General features: G+C 66.8%; 21 protein-coding genes and 6 tRNA genes. 15 read left to right on the forward strand and 12 right to left on the reverse strand.

What is annotated here, in order from left to right; all coding sequences use genetic code 11:
• From ACFXKA_RS33315 to ACFXKA_RS33355, 9 genes are all read left to right on the forward strand, one after another.
• On the forward strand, nucleotides 1–570 hold a 570-nt coding region (locus ACFXKA_RS33315), incomplete at its 5' end, for an SRPBCC family protein (protein WP_379430322.1).
• Complete coding sequence (gene gvpJ, locus ACFXKA_RS33320; protein ID WP_354836732.1) at nucleotides 567–971, forward strand: gas vesicle protein GvpJ; 405 nt, start codon at nucleotides 567–569, stop codon at nucleotides 969–971. The genes ACFXKA_RS33315 and gvpJ, both read left to right, overlap by 4 nt.
• Nucleotides 971–1,732, forward strand: a complete 762-nt coding sequence (locus tag ACFXKA_RS33325; protein ID WP_379430323.1) for a GvpL/GvpF family gas vesicle protein — start codon at nucleotides 971–973, stop codon at nucleotides 1,730–1,732. Before gvpJ ends, ACFXKA_RS33325 begins: the two co-directional genes overlap by 1 nt.
• Nucleotides 1,733–1,735: 3 nt before the next feature.
• Nucleotides 1,736–1,987: a gas vesicle protein GvpG gene (locus ACFXKA_RS33330; RefSeq protein ID WP_379430324.1), complete on the forward strand. Its 252-nt coding sequence runs from the start codon at nucleotides 1,736–1,738 to the stop codon at nucleotides 1,985–1,987.
• Between the two features lie 5 nt (nucleotides 1,988–1,992).
• Nucleotides 1,993–2,328: a gas vesicle protein GvpO gene (gvpO, locus tag ACFXKA_RS33335; RefSeq protein WP_379430325.1), complete on the forward strand. Its 336-nt coding sequence runs from the start codon at nucleotides 1,993–1,995 to the stop codon at nucleotides 2,326–2,328.
• Nucleotides 2,325–2,711: a gas vesicle protein GvpJ gene (locus ACFXKA_RS33340; RefSeq protein ID WP_354836724.1), complete on the forward strand. Its 387-nt coding sequence runs from the start codon at nucleotides 2,325–2,327 to the stop codon at nucleotides 2,709–2,711. Before gvpO ends, ACFXKA_RS33340 begins: the two co-directional genes overlap by 4 nt.
• Nucleotides 2,708–3,502, forward strand: a complete 795-nt coding sequence (locus ACFXKA_RS33345) for a GvpL/GvpF family gas vesicle protein (RefSeq protein WP_379430326.1) — start codon at nucleotides 2,708–2,710, stop codon at nucleotides 3,500–3,502. Before ACFXKA_RS33340 ends, ACFXKA_RS33345 begins: the two co-directional genes overlap by 4 nt.
• Complete coding sequence (locus ACFXKA_RS33350; protein WP_379430327.1) at nucleotides 3,499–3,732, forward strand: gas vesicle protein; 234 nt, start codon at nucleotides 3,499–3,501, stop codon at nucleotides 3,730–3,732. The genes ACFXKA_RS33345 and ACFXKA_RS33350 overlap by 4 nt, the downstream gene beginning before the upstream one ends.
• Complete coding sequence (locus tag ACFXKA_RS33355) at nucleotides 3,725–4,036, forward strand: gas vesicle protein K (RefSeq protein ID WP_354836720.1); 312 nt, start codon at nucleotides 3,725–3,727, stop codon at nucleotides 4,034–4,036. The genes ACFXKA_RS33350 and ACFXKA_RS33355 overlap by 8 nt, the downstream gene beginning before the upstream one ends.
• Before the next feature lie 351 nt (nucleotides 4,037–4,387).
• Here ACFXKA_RS33355 and ACFXKA_RS33360 read toward each other — a convergent pair.
• From ACFXKA_RS33360 to ACFXKA_RS33375, 4 genes are all read right to left on the reverse strand, one after another.
• Nucleotides 4,388–4,462 (reverse strand) — tRNA-Val (locus ACFXKA_RS33360).
• A 15-nt stretch (nucleotides 4,463–4,477) separates the two neighbouring features.
• A tRNA-Gly gene (locus ACFXKA_RS33365) sits at nucleotides 4,478–4,553 on the reverse strand.
• 114 nt (nucleotides 4,554–4,667) lie between these two features.
• Complete coding sequence (locus ACFXKA_RS33370; protein WP_354836718.1) at nucleotides 4,668–5,537, reverse strand: DMT family transporter; 870 nt, start codon at nucleotides 5,535–5,537, stop codon at nucleotides 4,668–4,670.
• 90 nt (nucleotides 5,538–5,627) lie between these two features.
• A complete protein-coding gene (locus ACFXKA_RS33375; protein WP_379430328.1) occupies nucleotides 5,628–6,119 on the reverse strand; it encodes a MarR family winged helix-turn-helix transcriptional regulator in 492 nt (163 codons plus the stop codon).
• 120 nt (nucleotides 6,120–6,239) lie between these two features.
• Here ACFXKA_RS33375 and ACFXKA_RS33380 point away from each other — a divergent pair, with 120 nt between their 5' ends.
• On the forward strand, nucleotides 6,240–6,734 hold the full coding sequence (locus tag ACFXKA_RS33380; RefSeq protein WP_354836714.1) for a DUF1772 domain-containing protein: 495 nt from the start codon (nucleotides 6,240–6,242) through the stop codon (nucleotides 6,732–6,734).
• Here the strand turns inward: ACFXKA_RS33380 and ACFXKA_RS33385 are convergent.
• Nucleotides 6,707–7,390, reverse strand: coding sequence for a CPBP family intramembrane glutamic endopeptidase (locus tag ACFXKA_RS33385; RefSeq protein WP_379430329.1), 684 nt, complete (start codon nucleotides 7,388–7,390; stop codon nucleotides 6,707–6,709). The two genes, ACFXKA_RS33380 and ACFXKA_RS33385, sit on opposite strands and share 28 nt — an antisense overlap.
• A gap of 127 nt (nucleotides 7,391–7,517) precedes the next feature.
• Between ACFXKA_RS33385 and ACFXKA_RS33390 the strand changes: the two genes are divergently transcribed.
• Nucleotides 7,518–9,263 carry an amidohydrolase family protein gene (locus tag ACFXKA_RS33390; protein WP_379430330.1) on the forward strand — a complete coding sequence of 582 codons (1,746 nt, stop codon included), beginning with the start codon at nucleotides 7,518–7,520 and terminating at the stop codon, nucleotides 9,261–9,263.
• A 39-nt stretch (nucleotides 9,264–9,302) separates the two neighbouring features.
• Here the strand turns inward: ACFXKA_RS33390 and ACFXKA_RS33395 are convergent, their stop codons facing one another.
• On the reverse strand, nucleotides 9,303–10,349 hold the full coding sequence (locus ACFXKA_RS33395) for a fused (3R)-hydroxyacyl-ACP dehydratase subunits HadA/HadB (RefSeq protein WP_379430331.1): 1,047 nt from the start codon (nucleotides 10,347–10,349) through the stop codon (nucleotides 9,303–9,305).
• Nucleotides 10,350–10,696: 347 nt separating this feature from the next.
• Between ACFXKA_RS33395 and ACFXKA_RS33400 the strand changes: the two genes are divergently transcribed.
• Together ACFXKA_RS33400 and ACFXKA_RS33405 are read left to right on the forward strand one after the other, a co-directional pair.
• The gene (locus ACFXKA_RS33400) at nucleotides 10,697–11,620 is read left to right on the forward strand and encodes a LysR family transcriptional regulator (protein WP_379430332.1); all 924 of its coding nucleotides are present in this window, start codon (nucleotides 10,697–10,699) and stop codon (nucleotides 11,618–11,620) included.
• Nucleotides 11,621–12,023: 403 nt separating this feature from the next.
• Nucleotides 12,024–13,154, forward strand: coding sequence for an FUSC family protein (locus ACFXKA_RS33405; protein ID WP_379430333.1), 1,131 nt, complete (start codon nucleotides 12,024–12,026; stop codon nucleotides 13,152–13,154).
• Here ACFXKA_RS33405 and ACFXKA_RS33410 read toward each other — a convergent pair.
• The 4 genes from ACFXKA_RS33410 to ACFXKA_RS33425 form a co-directional block, all read right to left on the reverse strand.
• On the reverse strand, nucleotides 13,123–15,420 hold the full coding sequence (locus ACFXKA_RS33410; protein WP_379430334.1) for an FdhF/YdeP family oxidoreductase: 2,298 nt from the start codon (nucleotides 15,418–15,420) through the stop codon (nucleotides 13,123–13,125). The genes ACFXKA_RS33405 and ACFXKA_RS33410 overlap by 32 nt on opposite strands.
• 203 nt (nucleotides 15,421–15,623) lie before the next feature.
• Nucleotides 15,624–15,698, reverse strand: a tRNA-Val gene (locus tag ACFXKA_RS33415).
• Between the two features lie 25 nt (nucleotides 15,699–15,723).
• A tRNA-Cys gene (locus tag ACFXKA_RS33420) sits at nucleotides 15,724–15,794 on the reverse strand.
• 23 nt (nucleotides 15,795–15,817) lie between these two features.
• Nucleotides 15,818–15,890, reverse strand: a tRNA-Gly gene (locus tag ACFXKA_RS33425).
• Nucleotides 15,891–16,261: 371 nt separating this feature from the next.
• Here ACFXKA_RS33425 and ACFXKA_RS33430 point away from each other — a divergent pair.
• A tRNA-Val gene (locus ACFXKA_RS33430) sits at nucleotides 16,262–16,336 on the forward strand.
• Nucleotides 16,337–16,549: 213 nt separating this feature from the next.
• Here the strand turns inward: ACFXKA_RS33430 and ACFXKA_RS33435 are convergent.
• Both ACFXKA_RS33435 and ACFXKA_RS33440 read right to left on the reverse strand, forming a co-directional pair.
• Nucleotides 16,550–18,559: a serine/threonine-protein kinase gene (locus ACFXKA_RS33435; protein ID WP_379430335.1), complete on the reverse strand. Its 2,010-nt coding sequence runs from the start codon at nucleotides 18,557–18,559 to the stop codon at nucleotides 16,550–16,552.
• A 551-nt stretch (nucleotides 18,560–19,110) separates the two neighbouring features.
• On the reverse strand, nucleotides 19,111–19,425 hold the full coding sequence (locus ACFXKA_RS33440) for a hypothetical protein (RefSeq protein ID WP_379430336.1): 315 nt from the start codon (nucleotides 19,423–19,425) through the stop codon (nucleotides 19,111–19,113).
• Between the two features lie 371 nt (nucleotides 19,426–19,796).
• On the opposite strand from ACFXKA_RS33440, the gene ACFXKA_RS33445 reads away from it, so the two are divergent.
• Nucleotides 19,797–20,051, forward strand: coding sequence for a hypothetical protein (locus ACFXKA_RS33445; protein ID WP_379430337.1), 255 nt, complete (start codon nucleotides 19,797–19,799; stop codon nucleotides 20,049–20,051).
• Nucleotides 20,052–20,251 lie beyond the last annotated feature (200 nt).

A 20,251-nucleotide genomic window follows, 5' to 3' on the forward strand; every position in this document is an offset into this window, starting at 1 on the left:
CTCTCCTGGACCGGCAAGGTGTTCTGGTCCAGACGCACCTGGGAGTCCACGATCCTCGAGCAGGTGCCGTTCGAGCGGATCGTGTGGCGTTCCAAAGGCGCCAAGGGCTATATCGACGGTGCGGTCACCTTCCACGAGATCACCCCGGACCTCACCCGCATCCTCGTCGTGCTCGAATACCACCCCGGGGGAGTGTTCGAGAAGACCGCCAATCTGTGGCGCGCGGCAGGTCGCCGCTGCCGGCTGGAACTCAAGCACTTCCAGCGGCACGTCATGACCGAGGCTGTGCTGCACAGTGACGACATCGTCGGCTGGCACGGCGAGATCCACGACAGCCAGGTCGTCGAAGACGACGAAACCGCACGGCGCAGGGAATCCGAAGAAGATCGCGCCGATGAAGAAGATGAAGAAACGGAAGAGGCCGAGGAAGACGAGGCCGACGAGCACGACGAGGATCAGCGCGCCACGGACGAGGAAGAAGAACCAGAGCCGCCTCCCAATCGTTCGGCCGCCCGCCGCAAGAGTCCGGCGGCCCGCCGGTCGCGTGAGAGTGAAGGAGCAAACAGATGACTATCGAACCCGCAGGCGGCGGCGCAACCAGCACGTTGGCGCGGCCGAACTCTTCCAGCCTGGCTGATGTCGTCGACACCATCCTCGACAAAGGCCTGGTCATCGACGCGTTCGCCCGCGTGTCGCTGGTCGGCATCGAACTGGTGACCATCGACGCACGCGTCGTGGTGGCCAGCGTCGACACCTATCTGCGTTTCGCCGAAGCGGTCAACCGGCTCGAGATCTCGAGCAGCGAGCCCAAGGGCCTGACCGACATCGTCGGCGACGTCACCGAAGGCGCCTCGAAACACAAGACGAAGGGCGCACTCGAGGCGGCCGGCGAGAAGGTCGCCGACTTCCTCGGCGATGTGAACAAGCAGCGTCAGACAGCGCGCAGGCCATCCGAACGTGAGGAGGAGTGATGGCTCCCGGATCAACAGCCGTATACGTCTACGGCATCGTGCCCGCCGACGTCGAGGCCGAACCACACGCCACCGGTGTCGGCGATCCACCGAGTGAAGTCACGGTGGTGCGGCACGGCGCGATCGCCGCGCTGGTCAGCACACTCGAGTCCGACCGGCCACTGGGCACACCCGCAGACCTCAGAGCCCACGAGGAACTGCTGGACGGATCGGCCGCCGTCAGTCCGGTGCTGCCGCTGCGGTTCGGTGCGGTCATGACCGACACCGACGCGGTGGAGAACGAACTGCTCGAGGCCAACGAGGACGAATTCCGCGCCGCCCTCGAGGAACTCGAGGGCCGGGTCCAGTTCGTGATCAGGGGACGCTACATCGAAGATGCGATCTTGCGGGAACTCCTCGACGAGAACGCCCAGGCCGCGCAACTGAAAGACGAGATCCGCGGCAAACCCGAAGACGCCACCCGCGACGCGCGAATCGCCTTGGGCGAGCTGATCAATCATGCCATCGAGGCCAAGCGAGCCGAGGACACCGGAAAGGTAATTTCCGAACTCGAGAAACTCGAAGCACTGGTCAACCAGCGCCAACCCAGCCATGAAGAGGACGCCGTCCACCTAGCGGTACTGGTCGAATCGGCCCGGCGAAAAGAGCTGGAGGAAACGGTGCGCCGGCTCATCGCGGATTGGGACGGCCGGGTGGAGCTGAACTTGCTCGGACCGATGGCGGCCTACGACTTCGTCACGAAACGAGCCCCCGAGGACTGAGATATGGGTCTGTTCTCATCGATTTTCTCGCTGCCCCTCGCGCCGGTTCGCGGTGTGATCTGGGTGGGCGAACTGATCCAGGACCAGGTCGAACGGCAGCTACACGATCCCGCGGCACTACGGAGCGAACTCGAGGAGATCGATAGCGCCGCGGCGCGCGGTGACTTGTCCGCAGAACAGGCCGAGCAAGCGCAGAGAGCGGCCCTGGATCGCATGACCGGCTCCGGGGCAGGCCTCATCGACCGGAAGGAGTGACTCACGTGGCCCGCGACACCACTTCCAACGACTCGGACAATGTTCACTCGGCATCGAATGAACAACCGGCCCTCACTGCGGCGCAAGCCGCCGCGGTGGCCATCGAACGCCTCGCAGAACTGACTTCCAACGACCTCCAGGGCGTCACGCGCGTGGAACCGACGGAGGATGGTTGGCTCGTGGAAATCGAGGCACTGGAGGATCGCCGCATCCCGCCCTCGGCGGACATCATGGCACTCTACGAGGTGGAGATCGATTTCGACGAGAATCTGCTGGCCAGCCGCAGAATCAAACGCTACACGCGCGGCAGCACCGACATCGAACTCAGGAATCAGCGATGACGGTCGTCGGAGGCGGCTCCTACGCGCCCCAGCCCTACGGGGGTGGGCACCAGTCGACCAACCTTGCCGACATCCTGGAACGGGTCCTCGACAAGGGTCTGGTGATCGCAGGCGACATCCAGGTCAACCTCCTCGATATCGAACTGCTCACCATCAAACTACGGTTGGTGATCGCATCCCTGGAGACGGCCAGGGCAGTGGGCATCGACTGGTGGGAGACCGACCCCTGGCTCAACAGCAAGGCCCACGCGCTGGAACGGAAGGAACCCGACCTCGAACTCGAGAACAGGGAACTCCGAGACCGGATCGCCGAACTGGAGGCGGCAAATGAACACCGTCAACCCATCGAACGCGGCCGCGAGCGGAAAAAAGAACGATCGTGACCGGTGATTTCGCAGTCTGGCTGTACGTGGTGGCACCCCGCCGCGACGGCGCGGCGGAGCTGAGCGCACTGACCGGAGTCGCGGGCGAACCGGTGCGGACGGTCGCCGCTGGGGACCTGACAGCAGTCGTCGGCTCGGTGCCGCTGGACGTTTTCGGGGAGCAACCACTACGCCGCAACTTCGAGGATCTCGACTGGCTGGAGGCGACAGCACGAGCACACGACGCGGTCGTATCCGCCATGGTGCGCCGAGGTCCGGCCGTCCCGCTCCGGCTCGCCACCGTCTTCCGCGACGACAATCGCGTGCGTGAGCTGCTCGATGAGCGGCAAGCGGACTTCGACGCCGCCCTGCAGCTGGTGAGCGGCCGTACCGAGTGGGGTGTCAGGGCCTACGGCGATCGTGCTGCCCTCACCACTGCCGTTGCCGAGGCCAGGTCCGCGGAAGAGGTCGGCACAATGACGCCAGGGGCCGCGTATCTGGCCCGGCGACGCGCGCAATTGTCCGCGCAGGAGAGCGTGGAACGCGATGCGGCAGAGCGCGCCGAGGAGATTCACGTGCGCTTGGTTCACCACGCTGCGGCGGGACGACGCCAGCCGCTGACCGATCCGGCGGTAAGCGGCCGCCGGGACTGGATGCTACTCAACGGGACATACCTCGTAGACGACGACCGCACCGACGACTTCACCACAACCGTCACGACGCTCGGCGCCGAATTCCCAGGCATCCGGCTCGAACTCACCGGCCCCTGGCCGCCGTATTCGTTCGCAGGCCTGACACGAGGGCCGACATGACTCGGGCCGACTCCACCGTCGACGCCGAGCGCCGCGTCGCACTCGTCGACCTGCTGGACCGAGTGTTGGCTGGTGGCGTGGTCATTTCCGGCGACATCAAACTCGCCATCGCCGACGTCGATCTGGTTCAGATCTCGCTACGAGCCCTCATCTCCTCCATCAGCACCCTGTACGCGCCGGTCGGTGCCGTGACGCGCGAGGTACCGGAAGGACCGGCCGGCGATGACTGAATTCGGCGGCATCCCACCGCGAATCGACACCGATCCGGAATCGGTCGAGCGCGGGCTGGTCACCCTGGTCCTCACCTTGGTGGAGCTACTGCGGCAACTGATGGAGCGGCAAGCGCTACGCCGTGTCGACGCGGGCGACCTCACCGATGCCCAGATCGAACGCATCGGCACCACCCTGATGCTGCTCGAACAACGCATGGACGAACTACGCGATCACTTCGGACTCACCCCGGAAGATCTCAATATCGACCTCGGCCCCCTCGGCCCGCTTCTGCCGGACCACCCCGATCGCTCTTTCGAGTGACCTCGATGGGCTGAGCCGTGAAATGCCCTGTGACGCAGTCGAACAGGACTTGGGTTCGAGCGTCACTGGAAGATTGGGGTGCCGAAGTTGGCCTGCGCGCCCAGGACCGACTCCGGCACCATCACCGGACTGCTCGTCTCCGCGTCGGAGAACGTATGGGCGACAATCCGATCCCATCATCCCGATGTGCCCGACGCCGTGCCGGCAGTGGGGTCCGGCTCGATGATGGCCGTGACGGGCGCACCTGAGAGCCGGGCCCTCAGTTCAGATCGAGCTTACCGACCTCGGTTCATATTGAGTTCACGACAGCAGAGAGGCCCGGCAGGAACCGGGCCTGATCTGGTCGAACTCTGGTGCGCGATACTGGGATTGAACCAGTGACCTCTTCCGTGTCAGGGAAGCGCTCTCCCGCTGAGCTAATCGCGCCGAAAAAATCCCCCGTGGAGCGGATGACGGGATTCGAACCCGCGACCCTCACCTTGGCAAGGTGATGCGCTACCAGCTGCGCTACATCCGCGTGCTCGCCCGGCCTTGTGGGCCGATTGGCTTGCGGGACAGAACATTAGCCTATGGGTGGGTGGTCAATGCAAATCGCCAGGAAAACGGGGGATTTCGGGCGTGGCGGCGATGGTCAGTCGGTGGCGGGCCGGGGTTGGGCGGGGACGGCCTGGGCGCGGGAGAGGCGCACCGCCGCAACGCACATGACGACGACCGACGCGGCGACGAAGGCGGTGCCGACGGGGCCGGAGCGCAGCCGCTCGCCGAGGACCGTCATGCCGAGGAAGGCCGCGCCCAGCGGTTCGGCCACAGTGAAGGCGGGTAGCGAGGCCGACAGTGGGCCGACCTGATAGCCGCGCTGTTGCACGTACAGGCCGAGCATGCCGCACCCGGCCAGCACGTAGAGCTCCCAGCTGGTCAGTGCGGTGCCGATGCCGACCCGGAACAGCTGGGTGACATTCTCGGTGAGAGCGGCGGAGATACCGAAGAGCAGACCCGCGGCCGTGCCCAGCAGCAAGGCTTGCAGGGTCGGCACCCGCACGGTGGTTGCCACCGCGATGCCGGCGACGATCGCACCCAGCGTCAAACCCAGCGGCAGCATCCATCGATGCCAGGGCGCCTCGGTCACCCCCTGGGTCGGGTCCCCGACCACCAGGAAGCAGGCCAGCGCGATCGACAGCGCCGCCGCCTGCATCCACATCACCGCCGTCACCCGGCGGCCGCTGTAGTGCGCGGCGAGCGGCAACGCGAACACCAGCGCCGTCACCAGGATCGGCTGGACCACCAGCACCGAGCCCAGTGCCAGCGCCGCCACCTGGAACGCGAAACCGCCCGCGTCCCCGATCAAACCCGCCAGCCACCGCGGATTCCGAATCAACTTGGCGACCAGCGCATCCCCTTCGGGCACATCCGCCGCGGCCCGCTGCTGCGCCACCGCCGACACCGCGAACAGGATCGCACCGATGAACGCGCAGATCATCGCTGCCACAGGTAGGTTTCCCACCCGGCCAGTCTGCCCGATCAGCCTATGCTGGTCGGTCGCCAGGGCCCCGCTACCAGCGGAATGTGAGGCGGTCGATAAGCAGGGCAGCCGTCAGCGGTCGACTTCCTCGGCCCAGGCTTGCAGGCCGGCCAGGAAGCCCCGGCGTTCCTCGGCGCCGAGCCGGGACATGGCGCGCAGCAGGGCGTCGGAGCGCCGGTTGATGAAGGTGGCCACATCGTCGCGGCGGTCGTCGGGGAGTGACAGCAGGGTGCGGCGATTGTCGTCCGGGTCGTTGTGGCGCTGCAGCCAGCCGGCCCGATTCAGTTCTCCCGCAAGCTGACTCGCGTTGGTGAGACTGATGCCGAGGCGACGGGACAGCTCGCTCACGCTGATGCTGCCCGCGGCCAGCACCTGGGCCAGGACCGCGCCGTGGCGATTGCCCAGCCCGTCCGCCTCGAAGGACGTGCGCAGGGTCGAGGGCATATCGCCGTGGGCGCGGCGGAAATGCGTGGCGATGAGCGGCGCCAGCGCCTCGAGCCGCCGCTGCTCCTCGGCGCTCACCGGTGCGCCCGCGGTGTCCGCCGCTCGCGGTGAACGAGGCACGAACCCTCCGATCGATGTCGAACCGCTGTCTTGACAGATTCAGGATACAGGTTCAAAAATCAGAACTGTTCAGAAATATGAACTATCTGCGCACCACTGACCTCTCGAAAGGCTCGCCCTATGCGCACCCGCCTGCTCACCGCAGCCGCTCTGCTCACCACCGGATACCTGTGCGGCGCATTCGGTTACGGCTTGATCAATGTCGCCCAGGCATTCAAGACCGTCCCCCTGGACGTCCGCTTCACCTTCCACACCGCCCTCATGAAGGTCAACGGTCCCGTCATGCAATCGACCATGGCGCTGGCCGCGCTGACCTCACTGCTGCTGGCCGTCTACAGCGGCGGTCTCGTGCGCCGTTTGGCCGCCACCTCGTTCGGCCTCGAGGTGACGAGCTTCGTCATCACGCGATTCGGCAACGTCCCCATCAACGGCAAGATCAAGCAGTGGGCGGTCGGCCCGGTCCCCGCCGACTATGCCCAGCTGCTGCACCGCTGGGAGCTGTTCCACCTCGCCCGCACCACGACGGCACTGCTGGCCTTCGTGCTCATCGTCACCGTGGCGGTCTTCGCCCAGTCCGCACCGTCGCGTCAGGCGGTTCTGGTGGCCCCCAACTGAATTCGGGCGGCCGGAGCGGCGCCGTGATAGAAGTGCCGTCCCAGCCCGACCGAGAACACCAACATCCCGTACAGCGCGTGCTCGACGGAGGCGGTGAACAGCGACTGCGTCCGCATGTACCGCGCGGCGAACAACCACCCGCCGACGCTGCTCGCCGCCACCGAGAACCAGCTTCCGAACACGATGTGCACGTATCCGAATGCCGCGGCGCTGGCCGCCACCATCGCCCGTCCGTCACCGAACACCGGCTGGTAGCGGTGGAACAGGAACGACCGGAAGATCAACTCTTGCGGATACACGCTCAGAGCGGGATACAGCACCATCACCGCCAGCCAGATCAGCGGATTCCGCCGCGGCAGATCGAACAGATCCTCCCGGCGCAGTGCCGCGGTCACGGCGGTCAGCGCCGCAGCGTTCGCTGCGCCGGTCACCGCCATCGACCGCGCCTGCTCCGGGAACGCCTCCGCCCGCCACAGCGACCCTCGATCGAATCCCTTCGACCGCCGCAGATACACCGTCACCCCGGTCCCCAGCACCAGCAGCGCCGGAATCGGCGGCTTCCCCCGCAGTACCGCGTTGTAGAGGGTCGTCCCGCCGAAGAACAACGCCGCGTACTCGGCGGCCAGATAAACCCGCCGCCACCGCCGAATTCTCATGGGCTCCACCATAATTTCCCGCGCGTGAACGCGCTGATCAGAACCGATTCTCCCGATTCCCGCTTCGCTGACGTCATGTCTAGTTAATCTGTGCAGTGTTAGCGAATCTGGATTGCTAGGACCTCTCGTGAGCTACTCACTCATCATCGGCAACGGCACGATCGTCGACGGGACCGGAGCGGAACCGTATCCGGCCGACATCGCGGTGGAGAACGGACGGATCGCGGTGATCGCCGCGCCCGGGGCGCTCGCGAACGCGGTGGCGCAGAACCGGATCGACGCGACGGGGCTGCTGGTCACCCCGGGCTTCGTGGACATCCACACGCATTACGACGGGCAGATCACCTGGGACCCGCAGCTCACGCCCAGCTGCTGGCACGGCGTGACGACCGTGGTGATGGGGAACTGCGGAGTCGGGTTCGCCCCGGTCACTCCGGAGAAGCGGGAATGGCTGATCGGGCTGATGGAGGGCGTCGAGGACATTCCGGGCGCGGCGCTGTCGACCGGAATCCGCTGGGACTGGCAGTCTTTCCCGCAATTCCTCGACGCGTTGGACCGGCTGCCGCTGGCCATCGACGTCGGCACACAGGTGCCACACGGCGCGGTGCGCGCGTACGTGATGGGGGAGCGGGGCGCGAAGAACGACCCGGCCTCGCCCGAGGACATCGCCATGATGGCCAAACTGGTGCGCGAGGGCATCGAGGCCGGGGCACTGGGCTTCTCGACCTCACGCACGATCGTGCACCGCGCCATCGACGGCGAACCCGTGCCCGGCACCTTCGCCGCCGAGGAGGAACTGTTCGGCATCGGCCAGGCGCTGGCCGACGCGGGGGCGGGCGTGTTCGAACTCGCCCCCGCCGGCATCATGGGCGAAGATCTCGCCGCCCCCGATCGCGAACTGGCCTGGATGCTGCGCCTCGCCGAACAGACCGGCCGCACAGTGAGTTTCGGCCTGCTGCAGCACGACGGCGCACCCGACGACTGGAAACGCCTGCTGGACGCGGCCGCCGCCGCCTTCGACTCCGGAATCCCGGTGCGCCCACAGGTTTCCGCACGGCCGCTGGGCCTGCTGATCGGCCTGCAGACCTTCAACCCGTTTTCGTTCCGGCCCTCCTACCAGGCCGCGGTCGAGCGCGCGGGCCAGAGCCTGGACGCCCTCGTCGCCGAACTCCGCGATCCCGCGCTGCGCGAGACGATCCTGACCGAGGCCGATCTCCCCGACAATCCGATGGCCTTCATCAGCATGGGACTCGACCGCACATTCACCCTCGGCGACCCGCCCGACTACGAACCGGACCCGGAAGCCAGCCTGGCCGGCGACGCCGCCCGCGCCGGAGTCGAACCGTTCCACTACATCTACGACCAGCTGCTCTCCCGCGACGGCCGGGCGCTGTTCTACCGCCCGCTGCTCAACTACTCCCGCTTCACGCAGGATCCGATCCGCGAGATGCTCCTGCATCCGGCCACCGCGGTGGGTCTCGGCGACGGCGGCGCGCACGTCGGCGCGATCTGCGACGCCTCCAACACCACCTACCTGCTCACCCACTGGGCGCGCGATCGTGCGCGGGGCGAACGCATTCCGCTGCCCCTCGCGATCCGGAAGATGACCTACGACACCGCCCAGATGTACGGCCTGGACGACCGCGGCGTCATCGCCGTCGGTAAGAAGGCCGACCTCAATGTGATCGACTTCGAGGCGCTGCGCCTGCTGCCGCCCGCCATGGCCTATGACCTGCCCGGTGGTGCTCGCCGATTGCTGCAGCGCGCCGAAGGCTACCGCGCGACCATCGTCTCCGGCGAGGTCGTGCTCCGCGACGGCGAGGACACCGGCGCCCGGCCAGGAGCCCTCATCCGCTCCCAGCGTTCACATTGATTGCCGGACGTGACCGCCGGTGACGTCGGCCGGGGCGGATCAGCTCAGCTGGATCACGGCGGTGGCGCGGCCGAATACCTTGCGGCCCTCGTGCATTGCGGTGATCGCGACCGCGGCGGTGCCGGCCACCGGATCGATCGACTTGACCTTGCCGGTGAATTCGATCGCGGTCGGCCCCTCGCTGCCCACGTAGACCGGATTGCTCATGCGCACACTCAGCCGCTTCAGCGCGCCCGGATCACCCAGCCAGGATGTGACGAAGGCGCCGGCGTAGGCCATGGTGAGCATGCCGTGCGCGACCACGCCACGCTCCAGACCCACCATGCGGGCGGCGTCGGGGTGCCAATGGATCGGATTCGCGTCGCCCGCCACCCCCGCGTAGCGGACCAGATCGCCGATGGTGAGAAAGACTGTGCGACTGGGCAACTCATCGCATTCGCGGAGCGAGCCGACTGCCCGCGAGTGGGTGCTCCGGTAGGTGGCCGGCGTGGGGATCCAATCGACGAGCTCGACCCGTTCGGGCGCATGCCGCACGAACGTGTCCAGACTGCGGTGCACCAGCGCCCCGATCCGCTGCGCCAACTCCGCGGTCTGTGCCGACCGGTCCGACCGCGAGATCATGCTGGTCGTCCCGGTGACCACCGCCTCGCCGCACTGATCGGTGACGACATTCTCGAACACCAGCATGTCCCCGCCGAACGCCTGCCGGAACGACTGCAGCACCACATTGCTGGTCAATCGATCCCCGACCACAACCGGCCGATGGAACTCCAGCACCTGATCCGTGTGCACCGAAGCCCGCAGGTCATAACCCATCAGCAGCCCGCTCACCCCGTGCAGCACCGGGCCGCCCAGCAGGGCCACGAACGTCGGCGAAGCCGGTAATGCCGAATATCCCAGCGCGGCCGCGACCTCGTCATCCCAATGCGCCGCATGCTCGTCCTGAACCGCTGCCGCGAACTCCAGCACCTTCTCGCGCCCGACCTCGTAATACCCGTCCAGCCGGAAGCGCCGCCCGGCCATCTCGCGCGCGTGTTCGACCGCATCGAACCCGTCTCGGGTATCCACGCCGACCCCGGCCTCCATTACCCCACCTCCTGCACGAACCGAATGTGAACGATCTCGAGTCATCGATGTAGGGCAACAGCCGCGTGGTCCAGCGAACCCCGGGTCGATCGAACGTGAGTCGAGCGAATCCGTAACGGCGTGACAAGGCAGAGTAACCAACTCACGCGCATTTCTGTCGCAGCGACCCCGAAGCGGACAAAGACCCCCGAGTGAGTAGACAGCTCGGCGACGGCGGGGATCCCGAATCGATGCCCAGCGAGGGAAGCGGGCCTCCGGCCGATCACCGCGACCGGAATCCGCACGGTGGCGGCCCATGAAGTGAATCGGCCGCAGGCACCACGGGATCGGCGTGATCGAATAGGGCCATGTTGTTCCGCCAGCTCGAGTATTTCGTCGCGCTCGCGCGGGAGCGTCATTTCGCGCGGGCGGCGGCCGCCTGCTACGTGTCGCAACCGGCGTTGTCGGAGGCGATACGCAAACTGGAGAACGAATTGAAGGTGCCGCTCGTGAAGCGCGGCCGCACCTTCGAGGGGCTGACACCCGAGGGGGAGCGGCTGGTGCTGTGGGCGCGTCGCATCCTGGCCGACCACGACGCGCTCAAACAGGAGGTCACCGCGCTGCGGACCGGTCTGTCCGGCGAGCTGCGGCTGGGTGTCATCCCCGCTTCCGCCGCGACCATCGCGCTGCTCACCGACCCGTTCTGCGCCGCGCATCCGCTGGTGCGGGTCCACGTCGAGACGAGCCTGGCCTCCGCGGACATCGTCGATCGGTTGCGCCGGTTCGAACTCGACGCGGGCGTCATCTACCCCGACGGGCAGGACACCTCCGGACTGACCGTCACGCCCCTGTACCGCGAAGAGCAGGTGCTGCTCGTCGGCGCCGACCTGGTCGCCGAGCGGACGAGCCCCCTCGACTGGATCGACATCGTGGAATTGCCGCTGTGCCTGCTGAATCCCGGAATGCGAGGCCGCCAGCTGGTCGACGCCGCCCTTGCCGCCCGCAATCTGGTCGCGCACCCGCGTCTCGAAACCGACTCGGTCGCAACCCTTTTCGCGCATGTCGCCACCGGTCGCTGGGCCACGGTCATCCCCTCGACGTGGCTGCGCACTACGCCGCCACCCGCCGGAGCCCGGGTCGTGCCCCTGCGAGATCCTGCCGTCGGCTCGATGATCGCGCTGGTCATCCAGTCGGACGAACCGGTCTCTACGCTGGCCCGGGCCCTGATCGAAACCGCCCGCGCCGCGCGCCCCGATGTCGTCGAGCACGAGCCCACAGATCGCCCAGCGTAGTTCAGCAGCGTGTTGATCTCCGGGGAGCGCGGTGGTTCGCGGTGGGCTGATCTCCGGGGACTGCGGTGGTCAATTAAGTGCGCTGATTGCCGGGCGGTGCACCGCCGCGCCGAGATCCGGTGGTCGCCGGGCCGGGTCGACCGGCGTTGATCGGCGCTGTTTATCGGGGGATAAGAATTGCCGTTTGAAATGGGCATTCATGATCGACGACAATGGGTTCGCGGACGAATACCCGCGGATCGGTGTCCCCTCCGTTGTCGGATCGTGAGCGTCGGTCCGCTCGTCCGTCACCACCTCGCGCGAACTCCGGCTCACACCGTCGGTGGGCGTGCCGTATCTCTATGCCCGGTGGCGTCACCGGCAGGCGATGCGGAGCTGCTCGTACGACGATCGGAGACCGGCTGTGCACCTGATACGCGGACTGACACGGGACCTGCTGGTGGTCGGGCCCCGCGGCGACGACCACCACCATGCGGTGCGCGTCGCGTCCGGGCTGGCGATCCCCGGCACCGTGCTGGTGCTGGCGGGCCGGACGGATCTTCTGGTGTTCGCGGTATTCGGCTCCTTCATCGGCATGTACGGGCGTGGCCGCACGCGCTGGTCACGCCTTCGGCACCAACTGTTCGCGACCGCGCTGATCGGTGCGGGCGCGGCGATCGGCGTCCTGCTGGCGGCGATCCATGCCCGTCCGGTGCTCCTGGTCGCCGTCGAGACCGGATTCGCCGCTGCCGGTTCGTTGTTCGCCGACCGCGCCGGACTGCGGCCCGGCGGGCCCTTCTTCGGGTTGTTCGCGCTCGGTGCGCTGGCGTCGGTTCCCGCGTGTGCGGCCGCACCACTGCCGGGACTGTCGTTGTTCGCCGCCACCGCGCTGCTCTGCGTCCTGCTCGGGACGCTCCACGCCGACAGCGTCGCGCCGACCGCGGAAGTCCGGGCGTTCGAGCCGGGGGAGTCGGTGCGTTACGCCGGCCGCTATGTCCTCGCGGTCGCGCTCGCCGGTGCGATCGGGGTGGGGTGGGGTGTGGCCCATGCCAATTGGGCGATGGCCGCGGCTGCGGTACCCCTGGCGGCCCAGGGTACGCGCGGCCACGTGCTGCGCGGGATACACCGCGTATTGGGGACTTTCGTCGGCCTGGCTGCCACCGCGATCCTGCTGTTGCCGCATCTGCCCGCGGCTCTGCTCGGGGTGCTGGTCTTACTGCTGCTGTTTCCCACCGAACTGTTCATGGCCCGCAATTACGCTCTCGCACTGGGCTTCTTCACCCCGCTGATCATGGTGATGACCGACCTCGCCGCGCCCGCCGACCCGGTTCGGCTACTGCTCGACCGCGGCACGGACACCATCCTCGGGGTGGGCATCGGTATCTGTGTAGCCGTCGCCACCCGACCGCGGACGACTCCCGGGCCGTCGCAGCCCGAACTCCCGGCCGAGGATCGGGGCGGCGCCGACGCCCGAACCTCGCCCGTGAGCCGAGTGTCGAAAGCTCTGTATTCGCGAGGCCCGGTCAGCGACCCGAGGCCTCGACCCGTACATTGACGTTCTTCATGATCGGCTGGTCGCTCTGGGTGCTGTGGTCGCCGATCGCGCACAGCACATTCATCTCCGGCATGTACCCGGCCGCGCAACCTCGCGGAATGTCATAGGGAATGACCTTGTAGCCGCTCAGCTTCCGCGTGCTGCCGTCCCGGGCGATGCTGGTGATGTCGACCTCGTCGAACTCGCCGAGCCCACGCTCGCGCATATCGTCGGTGTTCATGAAGATCAGGGTGCGCAGATTCTTGATGCCCCGGTAGCGATCGTTGTCCGAATAGATGGTGGTGTTCCATTGGTCGTGTGAGCGCATGGTCGCCAGCGTCAGCACATCCGCGTTCTGTGCCAGTTGCGGCAAGGGGGCCGCGGAGAACTCCGCGCGCCCCGACGGCGTGCGGAAGACGAGTTCGCGTGCGGGCTGGCGGATCCGGAACCCGAGCGGCAACCGCACCCGGCGGTTGAAGTCCTCGAATCCGTCCAGGACGGCGGCCATGGTGTCGCGGATGCGGTCATAGTCGCCGACGTAGTCCTGCCAGGGGGTGCGGCTGTCGGGCAGCGCGGCCCGCGCGATCCCGGCGATGATCGCCGGCTCTGAGAGCAGATGCGGGGACGCGGGCTTCTTCATGCCGGTCGACAGGTGCACCATGCTCATCGAGTCCTCCACCGAGGTGGACTGGATCCCGTTGCGCTGCATGTCCTTCTCGGTGCGGCCCAGGCAGGGGAGGATGAGCGCACGGCGTCCGTGCACCAGATGGCTGCGATTGAGTTTGGTGCTGACGTGAACCGTCAACTCGCAGTTGCGCAATGCCTCGAAGGTGTAGGCGGTGTCCGGCGCGGCGAGTGCGAAATTCCCGCCCATCCCGATGAACACCTTCACCCGCCCGGCCGTCATCGCCTCGATGGTGGCGACCGTGTCCAGGCCGTGCGCGCGCGGCGGCTCGATGCCGCACACCTGGCCGAGCCGTTCCAGGAACGCCTCGGTGGGCCGGTGGTCGATGCCGCAGGTGCGGTTGCCCTGCACATTGCTGTGCCCGCGCACCGGGGACGGACCCGCGCCCTCGCGGCCCAGATTGCCGCGGAGCAGCAGCAGGTTCACGATCTCGCGCACCGTATCGACGCCGTGTTCGTGCTGCGTGACTCCCAGACACCAGCTGACGATGGTGCGGTCGGCGGCACGGTAGATGTCCACCGCCGCGCGGATTCGCGCTTCGCTGACTCCGGACAGCTGTTCGATCTCGGCCCACGAGGTCGCCTCGCACACCGCGCGATAGGCGTCGAACCCGCTGGTGTAGCGGTCGATGAATTCGTGGTCCAGCGCCTTCGGGTCCGACTTCGATTGCTCCAGAACGGCTTTGGCCATGCCCCGGAGCAGGGCCATATCGCCGCCGATGTGGGGCTGCAGGTTCAGGTTGCTGGTCGGCGTCGCCCGGAAGGTGGCCATCGCGAGGAATTCGTGCGGGATGATCGCCTTGCGCGCCGCGGCCTCGACCAGCGGATTGATGTGCACGATCCGCGCGCCCCGCTTGTGGGCCTCGACCAGCGCCGTCAGCATGCGCGGCGCGTTCGAGGCCGCGTTGACCCCCAGGATGAACAGCGCGTCCGCTGCTTCCCAATCCTTCAGATCGACTGTGCCCTTGCCGGTTCCGAGCGAGGCCTGCAACGCGCGGCCACTGGCTTCGTGGCACATGTTCGAGCAGTCCGGCAGATTGTTGGTGCCGAGCTCCCGCGCGAGCAGCTGATACAGGAACGTGGCCTCGTTACCGAGCCGGCCGGACGTGTAGAACGCCGCCCGATTCGGGTCGTCGAGCTCTCGCAGCGCGCGCCCGGCCGTCTCGAACGCGTCCGGCCAGGAGATGGGGACGTAGCGGTCGGTATCGGGGTCGTAGCTCATCGGTTCCGTCAGCCGGCCCTGATTCTCCAGGTCGAACTCGCTCCACCCCGACAGCTCCGCGACGGTATGGGCCGCAAAGAATTCGCGCCCGACGCGCTTGTGGGTCATCTCCCAGGTGACGTGCTTGATGCCGTTCTCGCAGATGTCGAGATGCAGGCCCTTCATGTCGTCGGGCCATGCGCACCCGGGACAGTCGAAGCCGCCGTTCTCATGGTTCATCTTCAGGATCGCGCGCGGCCCGATGATGGGCTCGCCCTCGCGGGCCAGGAAACCGGTCACGCTCTTGGCCGCACCCCAGCCGGCCGCGGGGTGATGGTAGGGGTGGAAAACGGGTTCGTGCTCGTCGCTCGCGCCGACGCTCTCGGGTGAAACCGTCGCCATCACGTATCCCTTCGACGATTCGATGATCCGACCGGGCCGGGCCCGAAACTGTCCTCATCCTCGCCACTGCTCGCCGATGACGTCCAAGACGCATCAACAAACCAACGATAGATCTCGCCGATCACCGCGCGCGGGCGCCCCGCCGATCTTGCCCGAGACAGCAGAAAGGCCCGGCGTGAGCCGGGCCTGATCTGTATGAAACATGGTGCGCGATACTGGGATTGAACCAGTGACCTCTTCCGTGTCAGGGAAGCGCTCTCCCGCTGAGCTAATCGCGCGGGTCTTTTGCTCTTCAAAAAGAAGAGGCGGCGACGGGAATCGAACCCGTGTGCACGGCTTTGCAGGCCGTTGCCTCACCACTCGGCCACACCGCCAAGCAGGCCGTGTTGGCCTCTCGAGCGGATGACGGGATTCGAACCCGCGACCCTCACCTTGGCAAGGTGATGCGCTACCAGCTGCGCTACATCCGCATTTCGTCCCGGGCGCCTTTCGGCTGTCCCGCTGACGAGAGAGAACATTAGCCGACGATCTGCGCAGGTAACAAATCGCCTGGTAGGAGGGGGTAAATCTGAACTACAGGCGTGTAGTTCCGCCGGTCGTCCGGGGCGGAGGGAACCGGAAGAGCGCGAATCGCGGTCCATCCCACCGCGCCCGGGCGACGGGCCCGTGTCGCTTCGGCAACGTGCCGGTGAAGCCTCACCCACCACACCACCCTCAGAAACCTCAGTTTTACGCTGTTGTGCACGCGATTTGGTGTGACAGCAACCGGGTGTGTAGTCTTCATTCTCGTTCGAGCGGCACCGCAAACGCCGGTCCGGACAGTCGCCTCGGCGACACCCGCGGTTCTATAGCTCAGCGGGAGAGCACTCGCTTCACACGCGAGGGGTCGCTGGTTCGATCCCAGCTAGAACCACCATAAGGGGCTTATTCAAACCGGCGTTCGCCCGCTGGTTCGGGTAGGCCCCTTTGGCATGTCGAGACCGATACGGTGGACGAGCAGCTCCTGCGACGTGGGGTGATCGAGGATCGGCTGGCACGCGAGCCGGACACGCGTGCATCGTGTCGGCGGCTGCCGGGCCGAACGGACCGGGATCGGGAGCCGTCATGCCGCGGCCCCGGACACCGGCGTCTACTGAAAGTTCCTCTTGAACCAGTCGACCAATTCCTGTTCGGACTTGGGACGGTTGTAGGGAGAATCGGGACGGTCGGATAGGAAGCCGACGACGGTATCAGCGCTCTGATCCACAGCGAGGAGCGAAGGAAAGGGCTGCCCGGTAGATCGATCGGTGGCGCAGGCGAACCGGCCGACCGTCGTGCCCTTGCGAATCCACGATTGGTCGGGAACCGTCGCATCGTCGCACGCGTGGCCGTCGAGCAGGGTCCTGAAGAAATCGAAAACCCGGCTCGCGGCCGCATGGTCGGGAGACTGCGAGAAAGCTGCAAACGGTGCACCGGACTCGTTACCGAAGCAGAAAGCGGCCGCGCTCACATTGTTGGAGGGCGGTTCGACGTGTCGGCAGTACCGTGGGTTGTAGGAGGCGGGGAGTTTGGCGAGCAGAACGCGGTCGGCCGGAGTGTAGAAGTCAGGGTCCGCCGGAGTGGTCTTGAAAAGCGAATTCCCGTCTCCCTTGTCGCGCACCTGATAGGCCAATGCGGCGCTGCCGCCGGCCGACTCGTCGAAGAAGAAAACCGCTATGACGAAGGCCGCCTCGTCTGTTTGGATCAGCGCCGGTGTCGGCGGGGTCGTCGTCGCACTCGTGAAGCAGGCCATCCGCCCGACCTCCCTGCCGGCCTTCGTCACGGGGCCGTCGGGGCCGGGTGGATCGCCCGGACAGCTGCTGGCGTGTAGATCGCGGGTCACGCGGCGGTAGGTCAGGTGTAGTGCATCGGTATTGGGAAACAGATGGAAATCGCCGCTGGCCGAACTGATTTCGGCAAGCCCGTCGCATGCGAGATGGGCTTTGTCCCCGTAGGTCCCCGGGTTCTGGTGATGACAAGTGCTGCGGCTGTACGCCGCGGGCAGGAATTTCAGCAGGGTGACATCGTCGTCGGTGAATTCGGCTTTCGCCGGCCCTGTCCCTGGTCCGGACTTGTGGAGCAGCGGCCAGGCGCCGAAGGCCGCGGCGACCACGACCGCGGCAGCGGCAGCGGCGATCCAGAGGCGGCGCGGTCGGCGCCTGCCCGCCGGCACAGCTCGGGCCTCGGGTGTGGATGTCGCCACAGGTGTGGAACGCGCCGTAACGGTGGGCTCGCCGTCGACTGTGACAGTGGGACTGCCGTCTTCGGCGTCGCTGGGCGGGGATGCCAGTGCGGCGCGGGCGTCGGCGGCGAGTTCGCCGGCGCTGGCGTAGCGCTGATCGGCCGACTTCGCCATGCCGCGAGCAACGACAGCGTCGATCGCGACCGGTACTCCCGGTGCGCGGGTGCTCGGTCGGGGTGGAGGTTCGAATATGTGTGCGTGCATGACAGCGGCGTCGCTGCCGTCGTTCGGGTAGGGGCGGGTGCCGGTCAGGCATTCGTGCAACACGCACGCCAGCGCATACACGTCGACAGCCGCCGTGGTCGGGCCGGATTGGAAACGCTCGGGTGCCATGTAGTTGAACGACCCGATCGCCGAACCGGTCTTGGTCAGGCGTTCGTCGGTGTTCGTGTTGGCCAGGCCGAAGTCGACCAGGTAGGCGAACCCGTCGTGGGTGAGCAGGATGTTGTCGGGCTTGACGTCGCGGTGGATCAGGCCTTCGTGGTGTGCGGCATCGAGCGCGGCGGCGATCTGTCCGATCACCGCGACGGCTTGCTCGGGTGGCAGGGGGCCTGCGGTTCTCAGCACGGTGCCCAGGCTTTCGCCGCGCACCAGCCGCATGTCGATGTAGAGCAGCCCGTCGATCTCGCCGTAGTCATGGATAGGGATGACGTGGGGCTCCTGCAGCACTGCTGCGATGTGGGATTCGCGCCGGAACCGGGCCCGATAGACCGGGTCGTCGGCCAGTTGTTCGGGCAGCACTTTCAAGGCAACCACCCGGCCCTTGGTGGTGTCGAGCGCCTCGAACACTCTGCCCATTCCGCCGGAACCGATCAACCGCCGCAGCCGATACTTCCCGAACGTCGACCCGGGCGTCAGCGGTAGCCGTGGGCTATTCACGCCCGCCCCGTGTGTATTGCAGGTGACCTGGGCAGATCGGTCGCTGCGGCACCGTGCCGGGCGCGGTCGGGCATGTGCCCGGCTCCCAGGATCGTCCGATCGGATATCGCATTACCGCACCGACTTCCGGAATTCCCGCCGACGAGGGTCACCGATACGAAGCCTCGTAAGCAAGCATGTCACGATTCACTGCACCGGGCGACGCTTCGGACCTGTCCAGCAAACCCAAACGCGACTTCGGGTCAACGCCGAGATGCGGCTATCTCTCAGTGGCCTGCCCTGCCAGAGCGTATCGGGCGGTTGTCACCTGACATGCCGTGCAGGCACCTTGCCGCCCTCGAAATGCACTGCGCCGGACACGAATACGGCCTCGGCGCCGGCGGCTCGGACTGTATCGAGGATTTCGGCAGCAGTCCGGCACGACGAAACACGATGATCTCGGCCTGGTCGAGCCGACCCGACCCCACACAGACTGCGTTCAACGCACCCTCAGCCGTTCCGCGTGGTCGGTGGTGGTCATCGACTGGAATCGTCCGAGGAGTTCGAGAGGTTCATGCAGACGTGCTTCGACGCTGCCCGTGCCGGCGCCGTGCGACCTGGGGCTCGGGCACCGCGGGCCCGATCGCGACGTGTGCGAGCAACACCGGTAGGTCGATGCCCAGATGCTGGGTGACTTCACACAGCGCGTTGTCGAGTGCCGCCCGCATGGATCCCGGCTGGGGATGCAGCCGGACAGTGGTGCCCGCGTGGCGGATTTCGACGCGGCAGACCTTGTCACCCTGGGCGGACCCCGCGACCGGCCGCGGTGCACCGATGACGATGTGGGCTTCACCGCCGCGGCGGCTGACCCGGCCGGTGATGAACATCTGCACTCCAGCACTTCCCCTCGAACGACCATTTCCACCGTGACTGTCCAATTGCTGCTCAGGCCGAGTGGATCGAAAGAGTCTGCGGGCCGATCCACCCGGCCGCCGAGCACGATGCACCGCTCGGAGTCGGCGAAGCGGGGCATCGATTCCGGAGTCGTCCACTGTGACCCCGGGCGGATGATCCGAAGTGAGAATGCGGCGCGATAACCGCACCCTGATTCTCGCCACACTCCACGATCGGCTCACCCGCACCGCACCGTATCGAGATCCTGTGCTGGACCGGCCCGAATGCCGCGCTGGTGGCACGAATCGAGAGTGCTAAGGCACGGAAGGTCACCGATATCTCGGGATTAGCTACGTGATCGACCGTGCACGAACTGCTCGCGCAGGTCCTCGTGCGCTACGGCGGCATCGACGCCTTCATCGCCCGCCTGCACGTTCTGCTGGACACACCCACAGTCGTGCGTCCTGGCCAGGCGCAGGCGGGGTCCAACTGGATGCGTCGATTGCGGATTGGAGATCCTGCACGCAGGTCGTATGCGGTGATCAGGAATTTCGCGGCGGTGACGGCTTCGCCCTGGAGTACGAGCCGTAGGCGGCCGCGTCGTGGGCGGCGCGAGTGAGGACACTGGTGCCTCGAAGGTTCGGTTCGTGAACTTGCTGCGCACGCAGGCGCACCGAAACGTCACCCGCGAATGCCGACCCGCCCGAGGTCGGGCCCCAGTTTTGGGAGGCCAGGACGGTGTGAATGCATCCGCGGGTGCGGTTTCGACGTGGCCTATCCCTACCAGGCCGTGCTCGAGGCGGTTCGATCCTCGTATGA

Origin of the sequence: Nocardia sp. NPDC059228 (genome assembly GCF_042754245.1) — a bacterium.
Lineage (GTDB): Bacteria > Actinomycetota > Actinomycetes > Mycobacteriales > Mycobacteriaceae > Nocardia.